The organism is Rhodococcus sp. SBT000017, from assembly GCF_003688915.1.
Taxonomy (GTDB): domain Bacteria; phylum Actinomycetota; class Actinomycetes; order Mycobacteriales; family Mycobacteriaceae; genus Rhodococcoides.
On the sequence record NZ_REFU01000001.1, the window covers coordinates 3,783,634 to 3,806,128 of the forward strand.

Annotated in this window: 27 protein-coding genes and 1 riboswitch; of the genes, 13 read left to right on the plus strand and 14 right to left on the minus strand. The window is 67.0% G+C overall.

Annotated elements, in window-relative coordinates; all coding sequences use genetic code 11:
• Positions 1 to 245: 245 nt before the first annotated feature.
• The 4 genes from AYK61_RS17760 to AYK61_RS17775 are packed head-to-tail and all read left to right on the plus strand — an operon-like array spanning position 246 to position 3,353.
• Positions 246 to 596 (plus strand): rhodanese-like domain-containing protein, encoded by a 351-nt coding sequence (locus AYK61_RS17760; RefSeq protein ID WP_121871778.1) that lies wholly within the window; start codon positions 246 to 248, stop codon positions 594 to 596.
• Positions 597 to 1,661: a DUF4328 domain-containing protein gene (locus AYK61_RS17765; RefSeq protein ID WP_121871779.1), complete on the plus strand. Its 1,065-nt coding sequence runs from the start codon at positions 597 to 599 to the stop codon at positions 1,659 to 1,661.
• A complete protein-coding gene (locus tag AYK61_RS17770; protein WP_121871780.1) occupies positions 1,658 to 2,431 on the plus strand; it encodes a glycerophosphodiester phosphodiesterase in 774 nt (257 codons plus the stop codon). The genes AYK61_RS17765 and AYK61_RS17770 overlap by 4 nt, the downstream gene beginning before the upstream one ends.
• A 10-nt stretch (positions 2,432 to 2,441) precedes the next feature.
• A complete protein-coding gene (locus tag AYK61_RS17775; RefSeq protein WP_121871781.1) occupies positions 2,442 to 3,353 on the plus strand; it encodes a DUF5926 family protein in 912 nt (303 codons plus the stop codon).
• A gap of 101 nt (positions 3,354 to 3,454) precedes the next feature.
• Here the strand turns inward: AYK61_RS17775 and AYK61_RS17780 are convergent, their stop codons facing one another.
• The 5 genes from AYK61_RS17780 to AYK61_RS17800 form a co-directional block, all read right to left on the minus strand.
• The gene (locus tag AYK61_RS17780; RefSeq protein ID WP_121871782.1) at positions 3,455 to 4,009 is read right to left on the minus strand and encodes a ferritin; all 555 of its coding nucleotides are present in this window, start codon (positions 4,007 to 4,009) and stop codon (positions 3,455 to 3,457) included.
• Positions 4,010 to 4,121: 112 nt separating this feature from the next.
• Positions 4,122 to 4,682, minus strand: coding sequence for a ferritin (locus tag AYK61_RS17785; RefSeq protein WP_121871783.1), 561 nt, complete (start codon positions 4,680 to 4,682; stop codon positions 4,122 to 4,124).
• Between the two features lie 30 nt (positions 4,683 to 4,712).
• Positions 4,713 to 5,999: an LCP family protein gene (locus AYK61_RS17790; RefSeq protein WP_259468200.1), complete on the minus strand. Its 1,287-nt coding sequence runs from the start codon at positions 5,997 to 5,999 to the stop codon at positions 4,713 to 4,715.
• A gap of 357 nt (positions 6,000 to 6,356) precedes the next feature.
• On the minus strand, positions 6,357 to 7,166 hold the full coding sequence (locus AYK61_RS17795) for a type II CAAX endopeptidase family protein (RefSeq protein WP_183130480.1): 810 nt from the start codon (positions 7,164 to 7,166) through the stop codon (positions 6,357 to 6,359).
• Between the two features lie 35 nt (positions 7,167 to 7,201).
• Positions 7,202 to 7,972: a DUF2470 domain-containing protein gene (locus AYK61_RS17800; protein WP_121871785.1), complete on the minus strand. Its 771-nt coding sequence runs from the start codon at positions 7,970 to 7,972 to the stop codon at positions 7,202 to 7,204.
• Between the two features lie 325 nt (positions 7,973 to 8,297).
• On the opposite strand from AYK61_RS17800, the gene AYK61_RS17805 reads away from it, so the two are divergent.
• The 3 genes from AYK61_RS17805 to AYK61_RS17815 are packed head-to-tail and all read left to right on the plus strand — an operon-like array spanning position 8,298 to position 10,624.
• Complete coding sequence (locus AYK61_RS17805; protein ID WP_121871786.1) at positions 8,298 to 9,020, plus strand: hypothetical protein; 723 nt, start codon at positions 8,298 to 8,300, stop codon at positions 9,018 to 9,020.
• Positions 9,021 to 9,029: 9 nt separating this feature from the next.
• A complete protein-coding gene (gene pheA, locus AYK61_RS17810; protein ID WP_121871787.1) occupies positions 9,030 to 9,962 on the plus strand; it encodes a prephenate dehydratase in 933 nt (310 codons plus the stop codon).
• Positions 9,959 to 10,624 carry a histidine phosphatase family protein gene (locus AYK61_RS17815; protein ID WP_121871788.1) on the plus strand — a complete coding sequence of 222 codons (666 nt, stop codon included), beginning with the start codon at positions 9,959 to 9,961 and terminating at the stop codon, positions 10,622 to 10,624. The genes pheA and AYK61_RS17815 overlap by 4 nt, the downstream gene beginning before the upstream one ends.
• Here the strand turns inward: AYK61_RS17815 and AYK61_RS17820 are convergent.
• From AYK61_RS17820 to AYK61_RS17835, 4 genes are all read right to left on the minus strand, one after another.
• Positions 10,617 to 11,444 (minus strand): ESX secretion-associated protein EspG, encoded by an 828-nt coding sequence (locus AYK61_RS17820; RefSeq protein ID WP_121871789.1) that lies wholly within the window; start codon positions 11,442 to 11,444, stop codon positions 10,617 to 10,619. The two genes, AYK61_RS17815 and AYK61_RS17820, sit on opposite strands and share 8 nt — an antisense overlap.
• Entirely contained in the window at positions 11,441 to 12,610 is a 1,170-nt protein-coding gene (locus AYK61_RS17825; RefSeq protein WP_183130338.1) for a PPE domain-containing protein, read from the minus strand. The genes AYK61_RS17820 and AYK61_RS17825 overlap by 4 nt, the downstream gene beginning before the upstream one ends.
• A 63-nt stretch (positions 12,611 to 12,673) precedes the next feature.
• Positions 12,674 to 12,985 (minus strand): PE family protein, encoded by a 312-nt coding sequence (locus AYK61_RS17830; protein ID WP_037186570.1) that lies wholly within the window; start codon positions 12,983 to 12,985, stop codon positions 12,674 to 12,676.
• 88 nt (positions 12,986 to 13,073) lie between these two features.
• Positions 13,074 to 13,640 carry a histidine phosphatase family protein gene (locus AYK61_RS17835; protein WP_121872863.1) on the minus strand — a complete coding sequence of 189 codons (567 nt, stop codon included), beginning with the start codon at positions 13,638 to 13,640 and terminating at the stop codon, positions 13,074 to 13,076.
• A gap of 122 nt (positions 13,641 to 13,762) precedes the next feature.
• Positions 13,763 to 13,838: riboswitch (cobalamin riboswitch) on the plus strand.
• A gap of 71 nt (positions 13,839 to 13,909) precedes the next feature.
• On the opposite strand from AYK61_RS17835, the gene AYK61_RS17840 reads away from it, so the two are divergent.
• Both AYK61_RS17840 and AYK61_RS17845 read left to right on the plus strand, forming a co-directional pair.
• Entirely contained in the window at positions 13,910 to 14,104 is a 195-nt protein-coding gene (locus AYK61_RS17840) for a CbtB domain-containing protein (RefSeq protein ID WP_032396459.1), read from the plus strand.
• Positions 14,095 to 14,910, plus strand: coding sequence for a CbtA family protein (locus tag AYK61_RS17845; RefSeq protein ID WP_121871790.1), 816 nt, complete (start codon positions 14,095 to 14,097; stop codon positions 14,908 to 14,910). The genes AYK61_RS17840 and AYK61_RS17845 overlap by 10 nt, the downstream gene beginning before the upstream one ends.
• Positions 14,911 to 15,019: 109 nt before the next feature.
• Here AYK61_RS17845 and AYK61_RS17850 read toward each other — a convergent pair whose 3' ends face one another.
• Positions 15,020 to 15,352 carry a metallopeptidase family protein gene (locus tag AYK61_RS17850; protein WP_082073870.1) on the minus strand — a complete coding sequence of 111 codons (333 nt, stop codon included), beginning with the start codon at positions 15,350 to 15,352 and terminating at the stop codon, positions 15,020 to 15,022.
• Between the two features lie 13 nt (positions 15,353 to 15,365).
• A complete protein-coding gene (locus tag AYK61_RS17855; protein WP_121871791.1) occupies positions 15,366 to 16,451 on the minus strand; it encodes a septum formation family protein in 1,086 nt (361 codons plus the stop codon).
• 34 nt (positions 16,452 to 16,485) lie between these two features.
• On the opposite strand from AYK61_RS17855, the gene AYK61_RS17860 reads away from it, so the two are divergent.
• Both AYK61_RS17860 and serS read left to right on the plus strand, forming a co-directional pair.
• Positions 16,486 to 16,878, plus strand: coding sequence for an ankyrin repeat domain-containing protein (locus tag AYK61_RS17860; protein WP_121871792.1), 393 nt, complete (start codon positions 16,486 to 16,488; stop codon positions 16,876 to 16,878).
• 11 nt (positions 16,879 to 16,889) lie between these two features.
• Positions 16,890 to 18,143, plus strand: coding sequence for a serine--tRNA ligase (serS, locus tag AYK61_RS17865; protein WP_121871793.1), 1,254 nt, complete (start codon positions 16,890 to 16,892; stop codon positions 18,141 to 18,143).
• A gap of 10 nt (positions 18,144 to 18,153) precedes the next feature.
• On the opposite strand, the gene AYK61_RS17870 is transcribed toward serS, so the two are convergent.
• On the minus strand, positions 18,154 to 19,023 hold the full coding sequence (locus AYK61_RS17870; RefSeq protein WP_121871794.1) for a hypothetical protein: 870 nt from the start codon (positions 19,021 to 19,023) through the stop codon (positions 18,154 to 18,156).
• Positions 19,024 to 19,109: 86 nt separating this feature from the next.
• Between AYK61_RS17870 and AYK61_RS17875 the strand changes: the two genes are divergently transcribed.
• Together AYK61_RS17875 and AYK61_RS17880 are read left to right on the plus strand one after the other, a co-directional pair.
• Positions 19,110 to 19,850, plus strand: coding sequence for a 1-acyl-sn-glycerol-3-phosphate acyltransferase (locus AYK61_RS17875; RefSeq protein ID WP_121871795.1), 741 nt, complete (start codon positions 19,110 to 19,112; stop codon positions 19,848 to 19,850).
• A 9-nt stretch (positions 19,851 to 19,859) separates the two neighbouring features.
• Positions 19,860 to 20,345, plus strand: a complete 486-nt coding sequence (locus AYK61_RS17880) for a GNAT family N-acetyltransferase (protein WP_121871796.1) — start codon at positions 19,860 to 19,862, stop codon at positions 20,343 to 20,345.
• On the opposite strand, the gene AYK61_RS17885 is transcribed toward AYK61_RS17880, so the two are convergent.
• Positions 20,346 to 21,797 carry a HAMP domain-containing sensor histidine kinase gene (locus AYK61_RS17885; RefSeq protein WP_259468110.1) on the minus strand — a complete coding sequence of 484 codons (1,452 nt, stop codon included), beginning with the start codon at positions 21,795 to 21,797 and terminating at the stop codon, positions 20,346 to 20,348.
• Entirely contained in the window at positions 21,794 to 22,477 is a 684-nt protein-coding gene (locus tag AYK61_RS17890; protein WP_121871798.1) for a response regulator transcription factor, read from the minus strand. Before AYK61_RS17890 ends, AYK61_RS17885 begins: the two co-directional genes overlap by 4 nt.
• Between the last annotated feature and the right edge of the window lie 18 nt (positions 22,478 to 22,495).

A 22,495-nucleotide genomic window follows, 5' to 3' on the forward strand; every position in this document is an offset into this window, starting at 1 on the left:
CGCTGACGGTGGCTGTGTCAAATCACCATCGATCCACAGCCCGAGTTGGTATTCGGTACACCGCGAGACCGACTCGAAGCTTTGACCTGTGGATAGAAACCGGCACAGGCCCCGATTCTGTGGATCGATCTGTGGATACTGTGGATAACTTCTGTGACTGCAGTGACGTAGGTCATAGCGAGGCGACGCTTCCGTCGCGAGGACACGGGTGGCAGGCCCGCGCGGACGCGTGACAAGATCGAGGTGTGTCTCATCCCGAGCAGTCGCCTGCCGTCACCGTCGATCGTCTCCCGGTGCCGTTCCCGACGGCGGCCATCCTGCTCGACGTCCGCGAGGACGACGAGTGGCGGGCCGGACACGCACCCGACGCCGTTCACATCCCGATGGGCGACATTCCGTCCCGCGCCGGTGAGATCGACAACCAATCCGAGGTGTACGTCGTCTGCAAAGCCGGTGGTCGCTCGGCTCGCGTCGTCGAATACCTCAATCGCGTGGGCTACGACGCGATCAACGTCGACGGTGGGATGCTCGCCTGGCAGGCCGCTGGTCGACCGATCCAGCGCGACGACGACGCCCACGAAGCGAGAATCATTTAGATGTCGGCACCGCAGGGACGCGCTCAGGCGTTCCAGGTCTGTGCCCGCTGCAGCACCCGCTGGGCTGTCGGCGCACGGCCGGGCACCTGGTGCCCCCGCTGCCACGGCGTGCTGCTCTCGCCGGTGTCGACCAGAGCGCCCGCGCAGGGCACCCGAAACTTCCGATGGGTGGCCCGCCCGGCGACCTCGTCGAGGAAAGCCGAGCGTCGCAGCCGATCGGCATCCCCGACTCCGACGCCGCGCTACACCTCGACGCCCACCTGGGGGTTGCGCGACATCCCGCGCGATCCTGAGGCCGATCGCCGCGTCGGTCGCGTCGAGCGGTATGCCGCCAACGCTCAGAACCTGGTCCTCGTCACCGCGATGTTGCTGGCCCTCGCCGCGTTCGCCGAAGTGTTCCGTTACGGCATCCTGCTGCACAACCGCGTGCGACTGATTTCGCCGATCACCCTGGCCGTGTCCGACGCACTGGTGTATTTCGCCCAGGTCGGTGCACTCCTCATCGGTCTGGCGGCGCTGATCACGTCGTCCTGCTGGCTGATCGACCAGCGCAGACGTACCTTCGCCGCCGCCGGCTCCACCGATCCGCGATCGGTGCGCACGATGTTGCTGTTGTCGATGTTGCCGCTGGTCCGCATCGTGATGCCAGGGGTCTACCTCACCGAGGTGGTCCGTCTCCGCGGCGGTGCCGATGCCGACGTGCACCGCGAGCTGACGCTGGTTCGTATCTGGTGGGCCGTCTGGGCAGCGAGCAATGCGCTGGTCGTCGTCCAACTGCTGTGGAACCTGCGCGATTCCCTCCAGGCCCGCGCCGACGGAGTTCTGCTGTCTGCTTTCGTGGCACTGGTGGCGACGGTCTCGGCCGTGCTGACCCTGGCCGTGATGCGCCGACTCGAAGGTCGCACGCTGCGCGGCTCCGCCCTGTCGCGACCGACCCGCTGGGTGATCGCCTCCGGCACCGAACAGAAGCCGAAGCAGCAGCCCGGAACCGAGAAGGCCGGAACCGAGAAGGCCGAGACGGACCGGCCGGAAGAGAAGCAGCCCGAGGCGGTGACGGCGTCGTGAGTCCCGATCGGCGTGGGCCACTGGTAGTCGCGCATCGAGGTGCGTCCGCGGCCAAGAAGGAACACACTCTCGCCGCCTACGACCTCGCACTTCGGGAGGGAGCGGATGGCGTCGAATGCGACGTGCGGCTCACCAAGGACGGGCACATCGTGTGCGTGCACGATCGCCGCGTCGATCGAACCTCGAACGGCACCGGCATCGTCAGCGAGATGGACTTCGCCGATCTCGCGCGACTGAACTACGGCGACGCCGACGAACCCGCCGAACTCCTGACGCTGCACGACCTCATCTCGCTCGTCCTGGACTGGACCAGCAAGCCGGTCAAACTCTTCATCGAAACCAAGCACCCCGTGCGGTACGGCTCGCTGATCGAGAGCAAGGTTCTCGCCGAGCTGCACACGTTCGGCATCGGTGCGCCCGCGTCGGCCGACCACTCGCGCGCGGTCATCATGTCGTTCGCACCGTCGGCCGTCTGGCGCGTCCGGCGGTCGGCTCCGATGCTTCCGACGGTGCTCCTCGGCGACAGCTCGCACTATCTCGGTGGGGGAGCGGCGACGACCGTCGGGGCCACCGCCGTCGGCCCGTCGATACGAGCGCTGCGCGAGCATCCGGCCATCATCGACCGCGCAGCAGCGTCCGGCCGGGCCAGCTACGTGTGGACCGTCGACGAGAAAGAGGACGTGGACCTGTGCCGCGAGCTCGGCGTCGGGTGGATCGCCACCAATCACCCCGGCCGAACGCGCGCCTGGCTCGAATCGAAGAACGTGTAGGTTTTCGGGCGTGGGTAAGAGCAAAAGAAACAGTGGACCGAAGCAGGACAGCAACCGAGCAGCGAAGCTGGCGCAGCGAGAAGCGGAACGCGCGAGCATCGAATCGGCGTCGACCCGCCCGTTCGAAGGCCTTGCTGCCGAATGCGACATCGTAGCACTGCGTGAGTTCGTCCCGTCGGCAACGGCAACCGCGCCGATCACCGTCGACGGTCGCACGATCACGCTGGCAACGGTGCTGCCCGGTGCCGTCGCAGCATTGGTGCGCGAAGACGCGGATACCGTCGAAGGATTCGTCGGCCTTCAGGTGCAGAACCAGTCGAAAGACGTTGCAGCAGATATCAGTAGCGCGCTCGGATGGGTGTCCACCGCATCCGCGGGCGAGTCGCTCGAAGCCGCGAAGATCACCGACAGCACCCCCGCGTTGACCGATGTGCTCGACGCGTCCGCGCTGCTCGAGATCACCGTCCATCAGGACTTCAACTGGTGGATTCCTGAAAATGCCACTCCCGCAGCCGATGTGACTGCCACCGTGGAGCGCGCGAACCAGGCGATCATGCCCTCGGCGCGGATCGAGGCCGACGGCGTCGTCGCAGCCTGGTGGGTGGATGCAGGCGACAAGGCGCATATCCGGTGGGTTCGTCCCGAGAGCGAGGACGACGTGATGCTCGCCCTCGCGCGTCTGCACGCTGCGGGTGATCTCAACTTGGGTGAGGGCTCGCGCTACGCCGGTTCGTTCCGCACGCACGGGCTGCTGGTGCCGGTGTTCGATCTCGATCCCGAGATGCACCCCACCGAATGGGCTGCGCCCACAAAGGAATTCGGCGAGAAGCTGGGCGAGGCTCTGGCTGTCGATGCTCCGCTCACGGCGGCGCAGTTGCGTTCGCGCGACGGCCTACGCGGACGTCAGGTCACTCTGCGCTAGAACGCGAGCCGGGTGGCCGCCGAACAAGGACTGCTTGTTCGGGCGGCCACCCGTATGAGCGCGAGGGTTCGCGCGTTACTCGTGTTGCGTTGCGGTGTCGATCAGAGCGATCCGCCGGCGACGGTGGGTGCGCCCGAGTCGGCGGTCACGCTGGTGTTCATCTCGCGGGCGACGAACTGCTCGAGATCGAACAGGTTGTGGCCCGCGCGATCGGCGATGTTGAGCAGCGTCTTCATGCTGGCAACTTCCTCGACCTGCTCCTTGAGGAACCACTGCATGAACTGCTCGCCGAGGTAGTCGCCCTCTTCGCGTGCGGTGCTCGCCAGCGCGATGATCTGCTCGGTGACGGTCTCCTCCTGCGCCAGCGCCAGGGCGATGGCCTCACGCGGATCGGTGAAGACGGACTTCGACGCGTCGACGCCGGTCAACTCGACCGTGATGTCGCGATCGAGGAAGTACTGCACGATCATCATTGCGTGGTTGCGCTCTTCGACGGACTGCGCGTAGAAGTGCTTCGCCAGCTGCGGCAGGTCGACATTCGCGAAGTAGACCGCGGTGGCGATGTACTGCTGCGAGGCGTTGAACTCGTTGCGAATCTGGTCGCGGAGAAGTGCGTGGAACTTGGTGTGGCTGGTTTCCTTGATATCTGCGCTCATGCACAGGACGATATGCCTGGTCAGAGGGCATTGTCATCCAAGTCCAGCCTTATTGAGGCGAACGTGGCCTAATACAGTCGATCCTAAATGTCTGCCCTGAGCAGGGCGCAAACTACGCCCTTCCGGCTTCTTTCGGGGCATTGGTGGCGCGGATCACCGTGGAGCCGATCTCGCGAGCGACGTACTGCTCGATGTCGAACAGGTTGGATCCGGCTCGGCGAACGATGTTGAGCAGACTCTGCATCGCTGCCACCTCCTCGACCTGCTCGGTGAGGAACCAGTGGGTGAACTGCTCGCCGATGTAGTCGCCCTCGGCCCGGGCAGCGCGCGCCAACGCGGTGATCTGTTCGGTCACCGTCGACTCCTGAGCCAGCGCCAGTTCCACCGGTTCGATGACCGACTGGAATACCGTCACCACGTCGTCGATGCCCGACGCGTCGACCTCGAGCCGATTGTCGATGAGGAAACGGATCATCATCATGGCGTGCCGACGTTCTTCGGCGGACTGAGCGTAGAAACGCGTGGCCAGCTGCGGCAGATCGTTGCGGTCGAACCACACCGCGATGGCGACGTACTGCTGCGATGCGGTGAACTCGTGCCGCACCTGGGCGCGCAGAAGATCGTGGAACGACGTACCGGGTGTGGCGGCGGGCGGGGCAGACGGCGATGTCATGGTCCACAACCTACCGTTGTGCTGTGGCCCTCAGGGGCCGCCGGTCAGCAGTTCCGGCGGGATCTCGCGGTCCTGCGCAATGGCGTCGAAGAATGCCGGAGCGCGAGTGTCGTCCCACAACAGCACGTTTCCGACGTCGGAGTCCTGGAATCCGCCGACGGGCACCGTTGTGGTCACCGGACCGCTGCGCATCGCCCAGGCCAACGCGGCGAGGTTCCAGATGTGATCTCCCTCGTCGACGCTCAACGACGACGCGGTGTCGGACACCAGCGGCCACAACCGCAGGGGGTTGAGGAAAGTCGAAGCGCTGGTTGCCTTTTCGAGCAGTGCAGACATGAACGCGCGTTGGTTGTTCATGCGGTCGATGTCGGCCAGTGCCGTCGCGCGGGATCGCACGAATCCGAGCGCCTCGGCTCCGGTGAGATCCTGGCAGCCGGCGGCGATGTTGATGCCCGCCAACGGATCGTCGATCGCATTCTGCACGCACACGTTGACTCCACCGACCGCGTCGACGATCCCGGCGAAGCCGCCGAATCCGATCTCGGCGTAATGATCGATGTGCACACCGGTTGCACCCTCGACCGTCTGTACCAGCAGTGGTGGCCCGCCGAATGCGAAGGCCGCGTTGAGCTTGTCCTGGCCGTTGCCCGGAATCGACACGTACGAGTCGCGCGGCAGGCTGACCATCGTGGGCGCACCGCTGCCCTCGGGGATGTGGATCAGGATGATCGTGTCGGTGCGGCTCGGGCCCACCTCGCCGCCGGTCGCGAGCGAGGCTTCCTGCTCCGGCGTCAGGCCGGCTCGCGAATCCGATCCGACGAGAAGCCAGTTGGTGCCGGGGGTGTCGCCGATGCGCCCGGGATACGAGGTGAGGGCGTCCACGCGCGTCAACGAGCTGTCGACGTAGTAGACGACGCCGCCGATGCCCAGCACGAGAACGAGCAACACGATCAGGAAACGTCGCCCCCAGCGTCTGCGCTTGCGCGGCTTCGCGACCTTGGGTGGACGCGAATCACGTTGTGGCCGAGCAGGTTCAGGTCGGCGCAGGGCTCGCTGTGCGGGTGCCGCCGGTTGCCTGCGCTCCTCGGTGAACGGCTCCGGCTGCTGACGCGGCGCATACCCGGTGCGACCCGGTGGATCGTCCTGGGAACGTGAGTACTGACGCGTCGAACTCGGAGGATTCGACTGTGCTGGATACGACTGTGCCGATCGGGGTTCGGGTGCCTGCGACCAGGCCTGCTGAGGGCTGTGGCGCGGGAGTGGTGCCGGCCGAGGTGGCCCTTCCGGCCTGGGAGTGGGGCGGCCGTCGCGTCGGATGAACTCGGTGCCCTCCGGTGGCGGCTGGCCCGGACGATACCCACGCGGGGGCGGCTGTTGGCCGGGAGGCGGGCGGTTGGGCCGTGGCGGGGCGGCTGGTGACCGGGTGGCTGCTGACGGGGCCGTGGTGGAACCGGTGGCTGCTGCGGGGGTGGACCTGCGGCGCGACCGGGTTGTGGCCGGGGCGCGGGATCGGGACGACCGTGCCGGCCGGGTGGGGTTCGGTCCGGAGGCGGCGTTCGACCGGGAGGCGGCGTGCGCCGGTCCGGCGCGCCGTGCCGTCCGTAGCGATCGTCGTCGTTCACGGATCGACTGTAACCGTCGTCGCGGGAACAGCGGTCTTCCTCGACGTCCGATTCACGGGAGCCACGACAGATGTTCGCGCAGGAGGGCGTAACCGACGAAGGCGACGATGTCGATCAGAGCGTGCGCGATCAGCAGTGGCCACAGTCTGCCGGTGCGCTGCCAGTAGCGGCCGAACACCAGACCCATGAGGAAGTTTCCGACTCCACCGCCCACGCCTTGATAGAAGTGATAGCTGCCGCGCAGCAGCGACGAGCACAGCAGGGAGGCGTTCTCGCTCAGACCGAGTCTGCGAAGGCGAGAGATCAGGTACGCCACCACGATGATCTCCTCGGCGCCGGAGTTGGCCAGCGCGTACAGGATCAGTGCAGGCACGCGCCACCAGTGGTCGTCGAGGGCGCTGGGAACGACGTTCAGATTGAATCCGAGCGCATTGCCCACCAGATACAGCGCCAGGCCGGGCAGCCCGATCAGTGCGGCCAGTCCGACGCCGTGACCGAGGTCGATCTTCAGTCGCGGCCGGGCCAGCCCGATCGCTCGGGGTGCCAGATCGGCTCGCCACAGCAGATACAACCCCAGGGCTCCCCAGGCGCTCAGTCGCAGAATGCTCAGCAGCTGGAACAGTAGATCGATGAGGCTGAAGCTCGACCGCGACGAGTTCAGCGCCACGGTCTGATCGGACAGGGCAGCGGTCTGCAGCGCGTCCTCGACGAGCGAGAGGATGCTGCTCATACCGCTCAGGCCGAACGTCACCAGCAGGACGATCGCGATCTCGACCTTGATGGTGGTGCGTTCGCGGGCATCGGGCGGGGGAGCCGTGCTCGCGGGCGGCGGTGGCGTCAACCAGCTCTTGAAGTCGATCACCGCACGAGTCTGCCCTAGTTTCGTGCAGTGAGGTGTCAGCCTCGGGCCCGTAGGCCGTTCAGAAACGGGCAGCCGGCGAGAACGCGCAGCGCGCGACTGAGCGAGAGGACGTCCTCGACGGGCTCGGCGAATCCGAGCCGGACGTCGTTGTCGCCGCATTCGCCTTCGATCCGCAGCCGAATCCCGTAGCGGTCGATGCCGAGCGGCCGGATTCGACCCTGCCGCAGCGACGGCGGGAGGCGTCGGGCCAATTGGGCGAGCAGGTCCGGGTGGTCGGAGTCGAGGTGCTCGAGCCAGCTGGTCTCCATTTCCCAGAAGGGATCGGGCTCGGCGGCCAGCAACGTGTCGACGTCGACAGGCTCCGCTCCGGTGCTGTCGGCGACCACGGCGGAGGTGACGATCAGCCGCATCAGCGACGTGGTGTGGCCGACGTCGAGCAGGGCCGGATGCGGATGTTCGGCGGCCACCGCTCCGGCCATGGGCCGCATCAGCGATTCCGGAACCGGGCGGAGATCGCCGCGAAGCCACACCAACGATCGCACCGGTTCACGCAGAGCGAGCGGCGCGTGATCGGTGAGTTCGAGGACGGCGGGCGTTCCGGCACAGGAGGACTGCCAGGTGACCGCGCTGTGGAGGGAGTCGGTGGGGACGGCGATGATCATCTCCCCGTTGGGTCGCAGGTGGTGCAGGGATGTGATCACCGGGTCGCTGCCGTCGATGGCCAGGGCGGCACCCTCGGCGCGCATGCAGGCACTGCGCACGCGTTCGGCAGTGGTCGGTCCGGTGGTGGTGGTTGCGCCGAGCATGGGTTCCTCCGATGCGATCGGTCAGACGAGTAGGTGAGGCAAACCTAAGTTAGCGCGGTGTGGCGAGGATCGCAAGGCCGTGCCCGGGAGTGGAGCCCGCGGAACGACCCAGGCCACAGGAGTGGAGCCCGCGGAACGACCCAGGCCACAGGAGTGGAGCCCGCGGAACGACCCAGGCCACAGGAGTGGAGCCCGCGGAACGACCCAGGCCACAGGAGTGGAGCCCGCGGAACGACCCAGGCCACAGGAGTGGAGCCCGCGGAACGACCCAGGCCACAGGAGTGGAGCCCGCGGAACGACCCAGCCCCGGGTCTACGGTGAAAGCGTGCCGATTCCGCTGACCCTCGGTGTGCCACACCGACCCGATCCGAACGCGCTCGTCCACGGACTGCTGCAGCCGATCTGTGCCGACGCCCACTCGCTGGCCGCGGCCCCGCGTGGAGCCGAGTACGGACCGCCCGTCGTCCGGGCGTCGGCCCTGCTCGCACTGCCCGAATCGGACGACCTCGGGCGCATCGTGGTGCACCTCGACATCGACCCCGACGAGCTCCGGGCAGGTCGGACCGGCGGCTACGAGGCCGTCCGGTTCGACGTCGATGCCCCGGCCGAGCACCTCGCCGATGCGCTCACGCTGCGGTTGCCCTCGCCGTTGGTCGTCTTCCCGGTGTTCGACGCGATCGACGTGGCCGAGACCGCGGAGGCCGTCGTTCTCGCCCACCGGACCCCGGGCATCAGCGTCGCCGACACCCCGCGGCGCATCGCCGACGTACTCGCCGTGGTCTCGCACGCCGATGTTGGCCTCGTCGCCCGCGCCGACTCCGGCGACGAGGTGCTTGCGATCCTTGCCGCGACGGTGGCGTCGCTGCGCGGAGACGACATCGCTGCGGCCCTCGCTGCTCCGAAGGTTGCCGCATTGCGGGCCCTCATCCCCGAGGCCGCCGAGGCGGTGCGCGAGGTGCTGCTCGGAATCGAGATCGTCGACGCCGCCCGTGCCCGCGCCCGGCTCGTCGACGTCGGTTTGATCGCTTCGTCGACGTCGACAACGTAACCTCGGGGCGTGTCTCGCATCGCTTACTTCGGCCCATCGGGAACGTTCACGGAGATGGCGCTTGCGCAGTTCGAGAGGCTCGGAACGTTCGGCGCAGTCGGTCTGGACGGGACGGTCGAGCGGATCTCGGCGTCGAACCCGCCTGCAGCGCTCGAGGCCGTGCGATCTGGTGCGGCCGACGCGGCCGTGGTCCCCATCGAAAGCTCCATCGAGGGAGCGGTTCCACCGACGCTCGACGCGTTGTCGGAGGGTCGCCGGTTGCAGATCGTCGCCGAGACCGAGATCGAGGTGGCCTTCACCATTCTCGGCGGTCCCGGTGTCACCCTCGATTCGGCTCGCACGGTCAGCGCCTACCCGATCGCACTCAATCAGGTGCGCCAGTGGCTGCAGGCAACCATGCCCGATGCCGTGGTGCAGTCCGCGTCGTCCAATGCCGGTGCAGCAGAGGACGTTGCGGCCGGAATGGTCGATGCGGCGGTGTCGACCCGGCTCGCCGGTGAGCGCCTGAAGTTGCCGCAGTTGGCCGACGGGATCATCGACGTGGAGGGCGCGCGGACTCGCTTCGTACTGGTGACCGCGCCGCAATCGGTGCCTGCGCGCACCGGTGCCGACCGCACCTCGGTGGTACTCGAGCCGCCGAACGATCCGGGCACGCTGCCTGCCGCGTTGGCCGAGTTCGGAATTCGCAACATCGACCTGACCTTCATCGAATCACGGCCCACCCGTTCACGATTCGGAACGTACAGGTTCTTCATCGACTGTGCCGGGCACATCGACGACCCGCTCGTCGCGGAGATGTTGGCCGCATTCCACCGCAAGATGCCTTTGCGGTTCCTCGGATCCTGGCCCACCGCAACAGGAACGGGTGGTTCGGTACCGCCGCCGATCGACGAACACGTGCAGTGGGTCGCAGACATTCGTGCCGGACGCGGTGATCTGTGATGGGCAAACTGATTCTGGTCCGGCACGGTCAGACCACAGCCAACGTCGCGAAGATACTCGACACCTCACCGCCGGGAGCCGAGCTCACCGAGTTGGGGCACCAGCAGGCCGAGGCCTATGCGCAGACCTGGATCGGTCGCCGGCCCGCGGTGCTGGTGTCCTCGATTGCGTTGCGCGCCAAGCAGACTGCCGGCTACATCGAGCGAGCGGCCGGGGTTCCCCTGCTGGTCACCGACGGGATTCACGAGACCTTCGCAGGCGATCTGGAGGACCGCGACGACCCGGACGCGCACCGCGAGTTCACCGAGATCTTCAGCCGCTGGCACGCCGGAGATCTGGCGGCGACCGTACCCGGAGGCGACAGCGGACATTCGGTGTTGGAGCGCTACGTCCCGGTGCTCGACGGCCTCCGCGCGCAGTACCTGGGTGACGACACCGCAGGCGACGTCGTTGTCGTCAGTCACGGTGCCGCAATCCGACTGGTGGCGGCGGTACTGGCCGGCGTCGAGGGCACGTTCGCGGCCGACAACCACCTCGACAACACCCACACCGTCGAGCTGCTGCCGCTACCGGGCGGAGGATGGTCCTGCGCCAAATGGGGCACGTTCCTGCCGCCGTTCGAGGGCAAGGGCAGCAAGAAGGCCGACAACCCGATCAGCTAGCGGAGATGCTCTGCGCCGATGCGATCAGCTCGGCCAGGGCAGAGGTCACTCTGCGATCCGTTGCGCCGGTCAGTGAGCTCCACGACGTGCCGTCGGCGGCGAGGGTGGAGGTGGCGACGATGCGTCCGGCTCGGGTGTCGAACAGGGCGACGGGTCTGCCGGCCACGTGGCGGGTGCCGTGCCTGCGGGCGACGGCCGTGATCTCGGTTCTGCCGGCGCAGGTGGCCATCGCCGACGCCAGAGCCGCGGCGCGGTCGTCCGCTATGCCGATGCCGCGGAGCCGAGACGCGGTTGCTCCGACATCGGTCGGTGCCGCATCGAGTGCTTCGGCCAACAGATCGGTGGGCGCGTTGATGCTGCCCGGGTCGAACGACGCGGCCGAGCCGATCGACACCGCGAGGTCTCGGGCCGGATCACCGTCGACGGCGCGGACGGTGATCATGTCGTCCCGCCGCACCGCGGACACCGTCAACCGACCGTCGGATGCGACGCAGATCCGAGTTGCCGGAACGGGCTCGGCGCTCTCGACGTCGAACACGCGGACCGAGACGTACCAGTGAGGTTGTTCGAGAACCCGCATCCACTGCTCGAGATCTTCGTGGACGCGGCCGCCGACCAACAGTCCGGCCGAGTCGAGTGCGCCGCGGCCACGTTCCAGTGCGGAATCCCGCGCCGCAGCGTCGTCGAAGCGCGGGAACACGTTCAGGACGACGGGTAGCTCGGCGATCGACAGCTCGTCGACCAGGAAGTCCATCTCGTCCGCACCGAGTTCGGCGATCGGCAATGTGTGGCCCACCGGCACGGTTCCCAAGTCGATCAACGGCCGTTCCCGCTGGTGTCCGGCACTGTCGGATCCGCGCCGATGACAGACGGCGCAACGGTGCGGCCGTCCGCGAAGTGCTCGAACTGCTTGAGGTAGTCCGGGGTCTCGTGTTCGTCGTCCTCGGCCTGCCCGCGCGTGCCGGAGGCCGGAGCACCGGCCGCGCCCGTCCCGCGCTGAGCGACGCCGCCATCGGCCGAGGCGGGTGCGCCGAACGCGGTCGGACCGCTCTGGCCTGCACCGGCCGGCATCGAGCCACCACCTGCGGGACCCAACGCGGAACCGGGCATTCCGACGCCACCGCCGAGCCCGCCCGCTCCACCTGCCCCGCCGCCGAACGACACCGGACGCGTGGATGCCGGACCGACGGCGGGGGATGCCGAACCTCCGGGTGCGAATCCAGTACCGGTGCCGACGCCACCGGACAGTGCACTCGACCCGATGTTGGACGCAGCGGTGGCGACGGTCGAGACGCCGGTACTGGCGATCGAGGTAGCAGCACTACCGATCTGACCTGCCGCCGCGGCGACGCCGGGGTTCTGGGTTGCGGCCATCAAACCGCCGATCGCGGCCTGAACCGGAGATGTCATCAGCGCGCCGTTCGCGAATTTGCCGAGGCCGCTGCCGGAATCGGAGACGATGGCCGGCGGCTGATCGAAAGTGGTCTTGACGATGCGGTGCGAGGAGACCAGCTCGAAGCCCTCCATCACCATCGCGGCGCGGATGTCGAGCAGTCGGTCGGCCACCTCGGCTGCCTCGTAGCTGCCGTTCATCACGCCACCCGTCGAGGCTGCGGCGACCTTGGCGGCCTGCACGGCTCCGATTTCGACGAGCGAGGGCATGGTCGCCAACGCGACACCGTAGGAGGTTCCTGCTGCGGGGGCCTCGACGGATAGCGCCGCCGCCTTGACTGCCGTGGCGGCGGTCCAGGTCGCGAAACGGCCGAGCGCAGCCTGAGCGAGCAGCGCCGACTCGCCTTCCCAGCCTGCGGTCAGAGCTGCGGTGACGGCGGCGATACTCGCCGATGCCTCGGTGAACGCCGCGGCGACCGACCCCCACGCCCCGCCGGCGACATGCAACGGCACCGGTCCTGGCCCGAGCAGTCGCGTCGAGTTTCCCGTCGCCGTGCGTGGCAGCCACACCACACCTGTCACTCCGAGCGTCATCCTCTGGCCCCCATGATGTTCGAGCGTTGTGTCATTTTCTCTGCTGCCGTCGAGTTCGGTGCGTCAGATGCCGGGTAGGCCGGGCAAGCCCCCGGCCGTGTCGTCATCGGTGGCCACGTAGTCCGCGGCCTGTTTCCGCAGTTCCTCGGCCGCCCGGTGCAACTCCGAAATGCCCTGCGCTGCAGCAGGTCCGAAGGTCTCGGCCGCGGTACCGAAGAATCGCTCGGTCAGCAGCGAGACCTCGTCGGTGCCGGGCGGCAGTGGCCGCACGGGGATTGCCGTCGCAGTGACAGCTGCTTGCAAGCGGGCGGCGACCGCATCGAGCTCGGAGGCAGCGAGCTGCAGTGCCACCGGATCCACCTTGATGACGGTCATGAGCCACGCCCCCTGATCGAAGAACTTTGCGCTGTCGGTAGGTAGGACGCCGCCGTGTTCGGTTTGGTTCCCTCGACGCGAGAAAAATTCAGACGAACTTCTGAGCCGTCGAGCCCACAGTCCACGCGCCGCCTCGACGGCTGACCGATGTGCGCGTGAGCGGGGAGACGTCGATGCGCCAGAACGAGGACACCGGGGCCGCCAACACCAGCACCACCACGGCTCGGACGACGGCAGGAGAGGTCACCGCCAGCGTGCGGCCTGGCGTGGATCCGACAGTGCTCAGCCACGTCTCGACGCGGGAGAACAACGCATCGAGGGATTCGCCACCCGGTGGAACGAACGCCGGATCGCCAAGCCAGGCCAGCGCGTCGGCGTCGGGCAGATCGGTCATCTCGAGGCCGGACCACCGGCCGTAGTCGATGTCGGCCAACGCCGGTTCCACCGAGATGTCCGAGCCGAAGATGCGGGCAGTGGAGATCGAGCGGGTTTCCGGTCCGGACAGGACGCGGTCGACGCGGGGAAGATCGGTCACCGCAGCAAGGTCGCGCAGCCCCGCGTCGTCGAGTGGTTCGTCGCCGGGGAATCGGCCGGTGCGCATCGCGGCGGTTCTGGCGTGGCTCACCAGGATCAGTCGGGTCACGGGCGCAGGCACCGTGTCATTGTGGCGCAGGCACCGCGTCATTCTGGCATCGAGCTGCAGTAGGTCAGGACAGCGATTGACACAGCGTCGCGTTCGGTGCCACAGTTCGCAGGTTAGACGCGATGTACGCAGGTAATCCGGTGAAAATCCGGAGCGGTTGCGCCACTGTGATCGACGTCGGGCTGATGTCCGAATTCGAGAGTCAGAAAACTCGTTCATCGCATGGCCGTCCCCGTTCTTCGAGCGGGGACTACGGGACGCATATCCCAGGAGGACACACCATGGCAATCATTCACGCACCCAGTAATACGACGGAGTCGGCTGCCCTTGCCGTCATCGTCGCCGCAACGATCTTGCTCGCCTTCGTCGTGCTCTACCTCGTCGGCTTCGATCAGGGCGCGATCTCCCGCAGTGGCATGTACATGCACGAGTTGATGCACGACGGCCGCCACCTGCTGGGCCTGCCATGCCACTGACCGACACCCACGGCCCGACGCTGCAGGGCACCTTCGTCCAACTACTGGTGCGAGGTCTGCTCGCCGGACTCGTCGCCGGGTTGCTCGCCGGAGCCGTCGCCTTCGTCGTCGGTGAGCCGCACATCGATTCGGCCATCGCCATCGAAGAAGCAGCCGGAGCCGATCACGCCGGAGCCGATCACACCGGAGCCGATCACACCGAGGCCGCCCCTGCCGTGCACTCGCACGGCGACGAGGCGCTCGTCGGTCGGGACGGACAACGCGTCGGACTGTTCCTCGCCACCGGACTCGCCGGCCTGGCACTCGGCGCGATCTTCGCCTCGGCGCTGCACTACGGGCGACGCTTCAGCTCGCTCCCGGGATCGGTACTCGCCCTCGTCGGGGCCGGTGCCGGATGGTTGGCCATCGAAGCGGTGCCCTTCTTCAAGTACCCGGCCAATCCACCGGCCGTCGGAGATCCGGAGACCATCACCGAGCGCACGTGGCTGTGGTTGGCGACGGTGATTCTGGGTCTGCTGGCCGTCGCAGTGGGAATCTACGTGGCGAAGGTGGTGGCATCTCACACCTCGGTGGCGATTCGCGTCGGCGCGCCGCTGCTGGCGTTCCTGGTTGTGGTCGGCATCGGCTACGCGCTGCTGCCCACCGTGAACGAGGTGGGCGCGGACTTCCCGGCAACCCTGCTCTGGGAATTCCGACTGTCGTCCCTGGCCACCCAGGCGACGCTGTGGCTGACACTGGGATTGGGCTTCGCGTTCCTCACCGACCGCGCAGTTCGCCCGATCCGCCAGGACCGCGTCGCGGCTTGATCTGCTTTCCCGGCCCCCAGTTGGAATCAATGCGCCTTTGTTGCAGTCTGACCGACTGAATCTCACATTGATCCCAACCTGGGGGTGAGCGGGCGCGGGGTCGGTGCGCTCAGCCGAATCCGAGTTGATGCAGTCGCTCGTCGTCGATGCCGAAGTGATGTCCGATTTCGTGGGCGACGGTGATCGCGATTTCCCGTCGGGCCTCGTTTTCGTCGTCGACCATCTCGAGGATCGGTTTGCGGTAGATGGTGATGACGTCCGGTAGGTGTCCGCTGTACTCGTAGCGTTCGGTCAGTGCGATGCCCTCGTACAACCCGAGGATGTCCTCAGTGGGGTGTTCCTCCTCGACGAGAACGACCACGTTGTTCATGAAGTCGGTGAGCTCACGCGGCAGGGTGTCGAGGGCGTCGGACACGGCTTCTTCGAAGTCGACGCGGGTCATGTGGGTGGGAATGTCACCCTCCGGTGGTGATCGGGGCGGCACCGGGCAGCGGTGTCGGAAGTGCGCGGCCGTCGGGAGCGGAGGGCGGCGGGACGGGAGCAGCACCGTTGATGAGGATGTCGCCCTTGGCGGTGCCGACGATGGTCGCGAAGCCGCCTGAATCGAGTTCGGCACCCACCGAGCACGTCACCTGGCGACTACCGGCGAGCCAGCTCGCGACGTCGATGGTGTCCCAGAACAGGGTGAGCGTCTTGTCTCGCAGTGCGGTGTCCGAGCCGAGATATCCGTTGACGGCGTCGGTGCACGTGCCTTCCAGGTATGCGTCCTGATCGCCCTCGGACGGGTGTTCGCCGGGGAACTGCTGCGTCAGGTTGATCACCGACGCCACCTCGTACGCGTGCGGTGCCGAGCAGTCCACCGGATCGGCAGGCACGTTCTGGTTGATGCCGACGCAGGTGCCGGTTGGCCAGACCTTCGACTGGTCCTGGTCGAGAATCGAGCCGGTCATCTCCATCAGTGCGCCGGTGTTCGACGGCATCTGCACCCCGCAGCGCAGCGTCCGCTCTCCCTTGGCCCAACCGGCCTGGCTGGGGAACATCAGCCCGACGCCGAAGCGTCCGTTGGGATCGAACTTGGCTCCGACGTAGTCGTCGACGGCTGCCGCGCAGTGTTCGTCGCGTAATTCGCTGAACCGGATGGATCCGGGATACGGCGAGCCCGGTCCGAATTCGACGCCGGGGTAGACGCTCATGTCGATATCGCGAGCCACCTCGAAGCGATGGGGATCGGCGCACGATACTTCGGCGAGATCCTGTCGGTCCGTCTCCGGATCGTCGGTGGGCGTCCACTGCAGGCATGCGCCCGGATCGGCAGCACCGAAGGAGGACGCCGAAACTGGCCCATCGGTCGCGGGCCCACTGGCCGTCGCATGGGTGGTGATCTTTTCGGGCGTCGAGAACCCGTCGGAAAGAAAGACCGTCGCCCCCGCGGCCAGCACCGCACCGACCGCAACCATGGCGAGCCCACGTCGAGCTGTGAGTGCAGACAGTGTTCGCCGAGACTTCTCGCTCGGCGGGGAGTCTGTTTCGTATCCGGACATCGCCCTCCATCATGCCCGAGTATGTTCGGTCCTCATGAGCGACCCAACAGGTGACGACGACCTCAGCGAGCTCGCCGGCCGACTGTTCGCGATGGCCCGCACCGGTGACGCGGCCGCTTTGGCGAGTTACGTCGACGCAGGTGTTCCGGTGAATCTGCACAACGAGTCGGGCGACACGCTGGTCATGCTCGCGGCCTACCACGGGCACGCCGACGCGGTGCGGGTACTGGTCGAGCGCGGTGCCGATGTGAACAAGCCCAACGACAAAGGGCAGACCCCACTCGCGGGCGCGGTCTTCAAAGGTGAGGACGACGTGGTGCGCGTGCTCGTCGACGGTGGAGCCGATCCGCACGGCGGCCACCCGTCGGCAATCGATGCCGCCACGATGTTCGGACGCGAGGACTACCTGGGGTTGCTCGGCAAGTAAGGTTCCCTCTCGTGATCGACCTGAAATTCCTTCGCGAAAACCCCGATGCCGTGCGTGCCTCGCAGCGCACCCGAGGCGAGGACCCCGCTCTCGTCGACGCACTTCTCGATGCCGACGCATCCCGCCGGGCCGCGGTTCTGGCCGGCGATCAGCTGCGTGCCGAGCAGAAGGCGTTGGGAAAGCAGGTCGGCAAGGCTTCCGCCGAGGACCGTCCGGGTCTGCTCGCCGGAGCATCGGAGCTTGCTGCCAAAGTGAAGGCCGCTCAGGCTGCCGAAGCCGAGGCCGACGCTGCCCTCGACACCGCCCACCGTGCGATCTCCAACATCGTCCAGGACGGCACGCCCGCAGGCGGCGAGGACGATTTCGTGCTGCTCGAGACCGTCGGGCAGATCCCGGAGTTCGATTTCGAGCCCAAGGATCATCTCGAGCTCGGTGAGTCGCTGAATCTGATCGACATGGAACGCGGAGCCAAGGTCTCGGGCTCGCGCTTCTACTTCATGACCGGCTACGGCGCATTGCTGCAGCAGGGATTGCTCCAGCTCGCCGCGCAGAAAGCCGTCAAGAACGGGTTCACGATGATGATCCCGCCGGTGCTGGTGCGGCCGGAGATCATGTCGGGAACCGGATTCCTCGGCGCACACGCAGACGAGATCTATCGCCTCGAAGCCGACGACCTCTACCTCGTCGGAACCTCGGAAGTTGCTCTTGCGGGCTACCACTCGGGCGAGATCATCGACCTCGCCGACGGCCCGAAGCGGTACGCCGGATGGTCGTCGTGCTTCCGCCGCGAAGCGGGCAGCTATGGCAAGGACACCCGCGGCATCATCCGAGTGCACCAGTTCGACAAGATCGAGATGTTCTCCTACATCAAACCCGAGGACGCAGCCGCCGAACACCAGAAGCTGCTGGAGTACGAGAAGGAAATGCTCGCCGCCGTCGAGTTGCCCTACCGCGTCATCGACACCGCAGGCGGCGACCTCGGCTCCTCGGCCGCTCGCAAATTCGATTGCGAGGCATGGGTTCCCACCCAGCAGGCCTACCGCGAGCTGACCTCCACCTCGAACTGCACGACCTTCCAGGCCCGACGCCTCGGCGTGCGCTACCGCGACGAGAACGGCAAGCCGCAGACCGCAGCGACCCTCAACGGAACCCTCGCCACCACCCGCTGGATCGTCGCGATCCTCGAAAACCACCAGCAGGCCGACGGCACCGTCCGCGTCCCCGAGGCGCTGGTTCCTTTCGTCGGGACGGATGTTCTGCGCTAGTTGGGTCGGCTCAGGCGATGTCGCCGATGCAGTAACCCTCGCCGCCGATGGCCAGCACGAACGTGCGGTTCTGGTACACCCCGGCTGCGTCGATGATGTCTGCGTTGACCTGGGTGTAGATGCCGTTCTGCCCGGTGACGAACACGCTGTCGGGGTCGAACGAGGTGATGCCGGGCAGGATGTCGGGATCGGCCACCAGCGGCGGGACAGTGGGAACGCCGGTGCCGAGAGCATCCCAGGTCTGACGGCCGTCACACACCAGTGGGTACGTCTCTTCCATATCGCTGGGGTTGACCGGAATTCCGGCGAGACGCCCCAGATAGCGATCGACGGTGTAGACCGCGTCCGCCGCGTCGAACACGGGGGCGGTGCCGGTGGGGTAGACGGTGGGGCATGCGTAGCCGGAGGCGATCTCACTGCGCTTCACGCTGACCGTCGCGGTGGGCCCGGTCCACGTCACCGCGTACTGGCCGTCGACGCCGGGGGCGGCAACGGCAGCGAGGATGGCCTCGGGGTCGACGTACATGGTCGGAACGTCGGTGGGCGGAACCGTCCAGCACCGTGCCGTGACGACGCCGATTCCGCCGCCGGTGAGGTCGCCCACGAACGGTCGCAGCGCCATCGCGGCATCGGGGTTACCGGGAACCTCGCCGACGGGTGGGCCGGGCGGAATCGGTGGGGGCGTGGTGGTGGTCGCGGAGGCCGTGGTCGGAGTTGTCGTCGACGTCGTTGCCTCGGTGGTGTTGCTCGTCGCCCCGGACTGTTCGGACGGCAGTCCGACTGCGGAATCGCAGGCCCCCACCAGGGCCAGCGTTGCGATCAGCGGCAGCGCGGTTCGGACGACCCTGGTCCGCCGTGGTGATGCCGCAGTGTTCTTCACTTCGTTTCTCCCCCGTTGCTTTCGACCGGACCTGTCATCTCCCGGACCTTTTCTCCGGCATCGTCCACCGACTACGCTAACGGACTGTGGAACCCGTCTACCGATCAGTCATCGGCATCGCTCGTGCAGTGTTCGCGTTCGAGGGCCTGAAATTCGACGTCGAGGGCGAGGAACACATCCCTGCCACCGGCGGAGCCGTCATCGCCGTCAACCACACCGGATACATGGACTTCACCTACGCCGGGCTACCGCCGCGACGGGTGAAGCGCTACATCCGGTTCATGGCGAAGAAGGAAGTCTTCGACAACAAGATCTCCGGCCCGATCATGCGTGCACTGCGGCACATCCCCGTCGATCGTGGAGCAGGCGCGGAGTCGTACAAGTCGGCCGTGGCGAGCCTGCGCAACGGCGAGCTTGTGGGCGTGTACCCGGAGGCGACCATCAGCCGCAGCTTCGAGATCAAGGAATTCAAGTCCGGCGCAGCGCGCATGGCCATCGAGGCAGGCGTGCCGATCATCCCGACGGTCATCTGGGGTGCGCAGCGTGTGTGGACGAAGGGATATCCGAAACGGTTGGGCCGCACCAACACTCCCATCTCGATCGCCGTCGGTGAGCCGTTGCCGCCGGTCGGCCCACCGAACGAGCTGACCGAGAAACTGCGCACAGTGATGCAGAAGATGCTGCTGGAACTGCAGGAGAGCTACCACCACGAGCCGGGCGCGTACTGGGTTCCGGCGCGATTGGGCGGCAGCGCACCGACCCTCGAAGAAGCAGACAAGCTCGACGCCCAGGACCTCGCGGCACGTGCGGCCAAGCGGGCCGAGTAGAGCACGGCGATGAACCTCCGCGGTGAACGGGTCGTGTTGCGGCCCGTCACCGCCGAGGACGTGCCGGAGCTACGCCGGATACTGCACACCCCCGAGGTGTACGCGCGGTGGGGCGACGAGGACGCCGACGAGAACTGGCCGTTCGACAACCCCGAGGAGAAGCGTCTGGTTGTCGAATTCGACGGCGCAACAGTGGGATTGATCCAGTTCAGCGAAGAGACCGATCCGATGTACCGGCATGCGTCGATCGACATCTTCTTGGACCCGGCAGTGCACGGCCGCGGCGTCGGAAAGGACGCCGTCGGCACGCTGGTGCGGTACCTGACAGTCGACCTGGGGCATCATCGGTTGGTGATCGACCCCGCTGCCGACAACGCTGTGGCCATAGCCTGTTACAGCGCAGTCGGTTTCGAGCCCGTCGGAATCATGCGCAAATACGAGAAGGGTCCGGGCGGTTGGCACGACAGCCTCTTGATGGACCTGATCGTCGAATAGCTATCGGTGGTTCGCCGGAGTGGAGCCCGCGGAACGACCGGTAGGGCTGGGAAGTGTCAGACGGAATCGTGCGCCGGTAGGTCCTGCGGCACAGACGAGTTCGCCGCCGTGAGCGCGCGCCAGCGTGCGTGCGATGGACAACCCCAGCCCGACGCCGCCCGAAGAACGGTCACGCGCAGAGTTCAGTCGTACGAGCCGCTCGAAGACGCGTTCGCGATCGGCTTCTGCGACGCCGGGACCCTCGTCATCGACGGTGACGAACGCCTGTGAATCGGCTCCTGTCGTCACTCGGACGGTACCGCCGGGCGGTGTGAAACGAGCGGCGTTGTCGAGGACGTTCGAGACAATTTGCTCGACGCGGCCCACGTCCACCCTGACCGGCACCGGTTGCGATCCGTCGACCTCGAACCGGACCTGAGGGGACAGCAGGGCCGCGCGATCGACGGTGCGCCGAACCACGTCGGCGAGGTCTGCGTCGGTCACCTCCAGCTCCGAAGTGTTCTCTGCACGAACGGAATCGAGCATGTCGCCCACCAGCCGCGACGCCCTGGCAGATTCGCCGACCAACAGCTCGCTCCATCTCCCGACCCGATCGGGGCGGTGCTCGGCGTCGCGCTGCAACGACTGAGCCAGCGCCGAGATCCCGGCTACCGGCGTACGCAATTCGTGTGCCGCGTCGGCCAGGAACCGTCGCATGTCCTCCTCTGCTCGACGCGCCGACTGCGCGGCCGCAGCCTCCTTGCGCTCGGCATCCTCGAGGGCGTCGAGCATCTCGTCGACGGCTGATGCTGTGCGGCCCAGGTCCGTCTTCGGCTTGGATGGAAGAAGCCGTCGCCCTCTGTCGCCGTTGGTGATTCGGCGCGCGACCGACGTCATGGAGTCCAGAGGTGACAGCGCGCGCCGCACCGCGTAGGTCAGTGCGGCGGCGGCCAGCAGCAGAGTGACAGCACCGGCAGCCACCATCAGGATGCGTAATTGCCGGCGGACATCGGCGATCGCGGTGGTGTCGCCGAGTAGCGACAGCGTCGACCCGTCGGGCAGGGGCTCGGTGATCTCCAGCGAATCCGACGGCGGGGCAGGAGGATCGGGTGGACCGGGAGGGCTGGGAGTCTTCGACTGTCCGGCAGGCGGGGCCGGGGTTGCGGGCCTGATATCCGGCCCGGGCGGTCCGCTGCCGGGTGCGCCGTAGACCGTGCCGTCTGCCGCGGTGACACGTACTCGGATGGCGTCGCCCTGGAGGGACTGCACCAGATCGCTGGACTCGACGCCGCTCTCCACGAGCTCGATCGCACGGGATGCCCTGTCGGTCAACCGCGCTTCCAGATCGCGCCGAAGCTGTTGACCCAGAACGACATCGACCGATGCCCCAACGATCACCAGAAGTACCGCGAACAGGACGACGACAGTGGCGACCACTCGCGTACGCAACGACGGCGTCGGTGTGCGGTTCACTGCGGGGCCCGCAGGGCGTAACCGAGGCCGCGGACGGTGTGGATCAACCGCGGTCCATGGGCTTCCATCTTGCGACGCAACGCACTGACGTGCACTTCCACCAGGTTGGCGTCGTACGCGCCGTAGCCCCAACCCGATTCGAGGATAGATGTTTTCGAGACAGTGCGACCGCGCTGCGCGACGAGGAAGGTTGCCAACCGGAGTTCGGTCGCCGTCAGATCGAGGACGTGACCGGCGCGGGTGACGACCCCCGCGGACTCGTCGACCAGTAGATCGCCCACTTGGATGGCGTCCGAGGATCTGCCGCGTCTACGCAGCACCGATTTCGCTCGTGCGACCACCTCGTCGAGCTGAAACGGCTTGACCACGTAGTCGTCTGCGCCGTCGGTCAATCCACGCAGGCGGTCTTCCAGCCGATCCTTCGCGGTGACCATGATGATTCCTGCATCGCTGCTCTGGCGGACGATGTCGATGAGCGCAAACCCGTCCCGCGCGCCGGGCAGCATGACGTCGAGAATCACGACATCGGGGCGGAAGCCTGCCATCGTGGTCTCGAAGTCGTCGCCGTCGGGCAAGGACGCGGCGGTGAATCCCGCGTCCTCGAATGCGGCCATCAGCGCTTCTCGGATGGGTAACGAGTCCTCCACCACCATCACCCGGGGAGCGGAACTGTATGTCATGCCTCGATTGTCACCCAC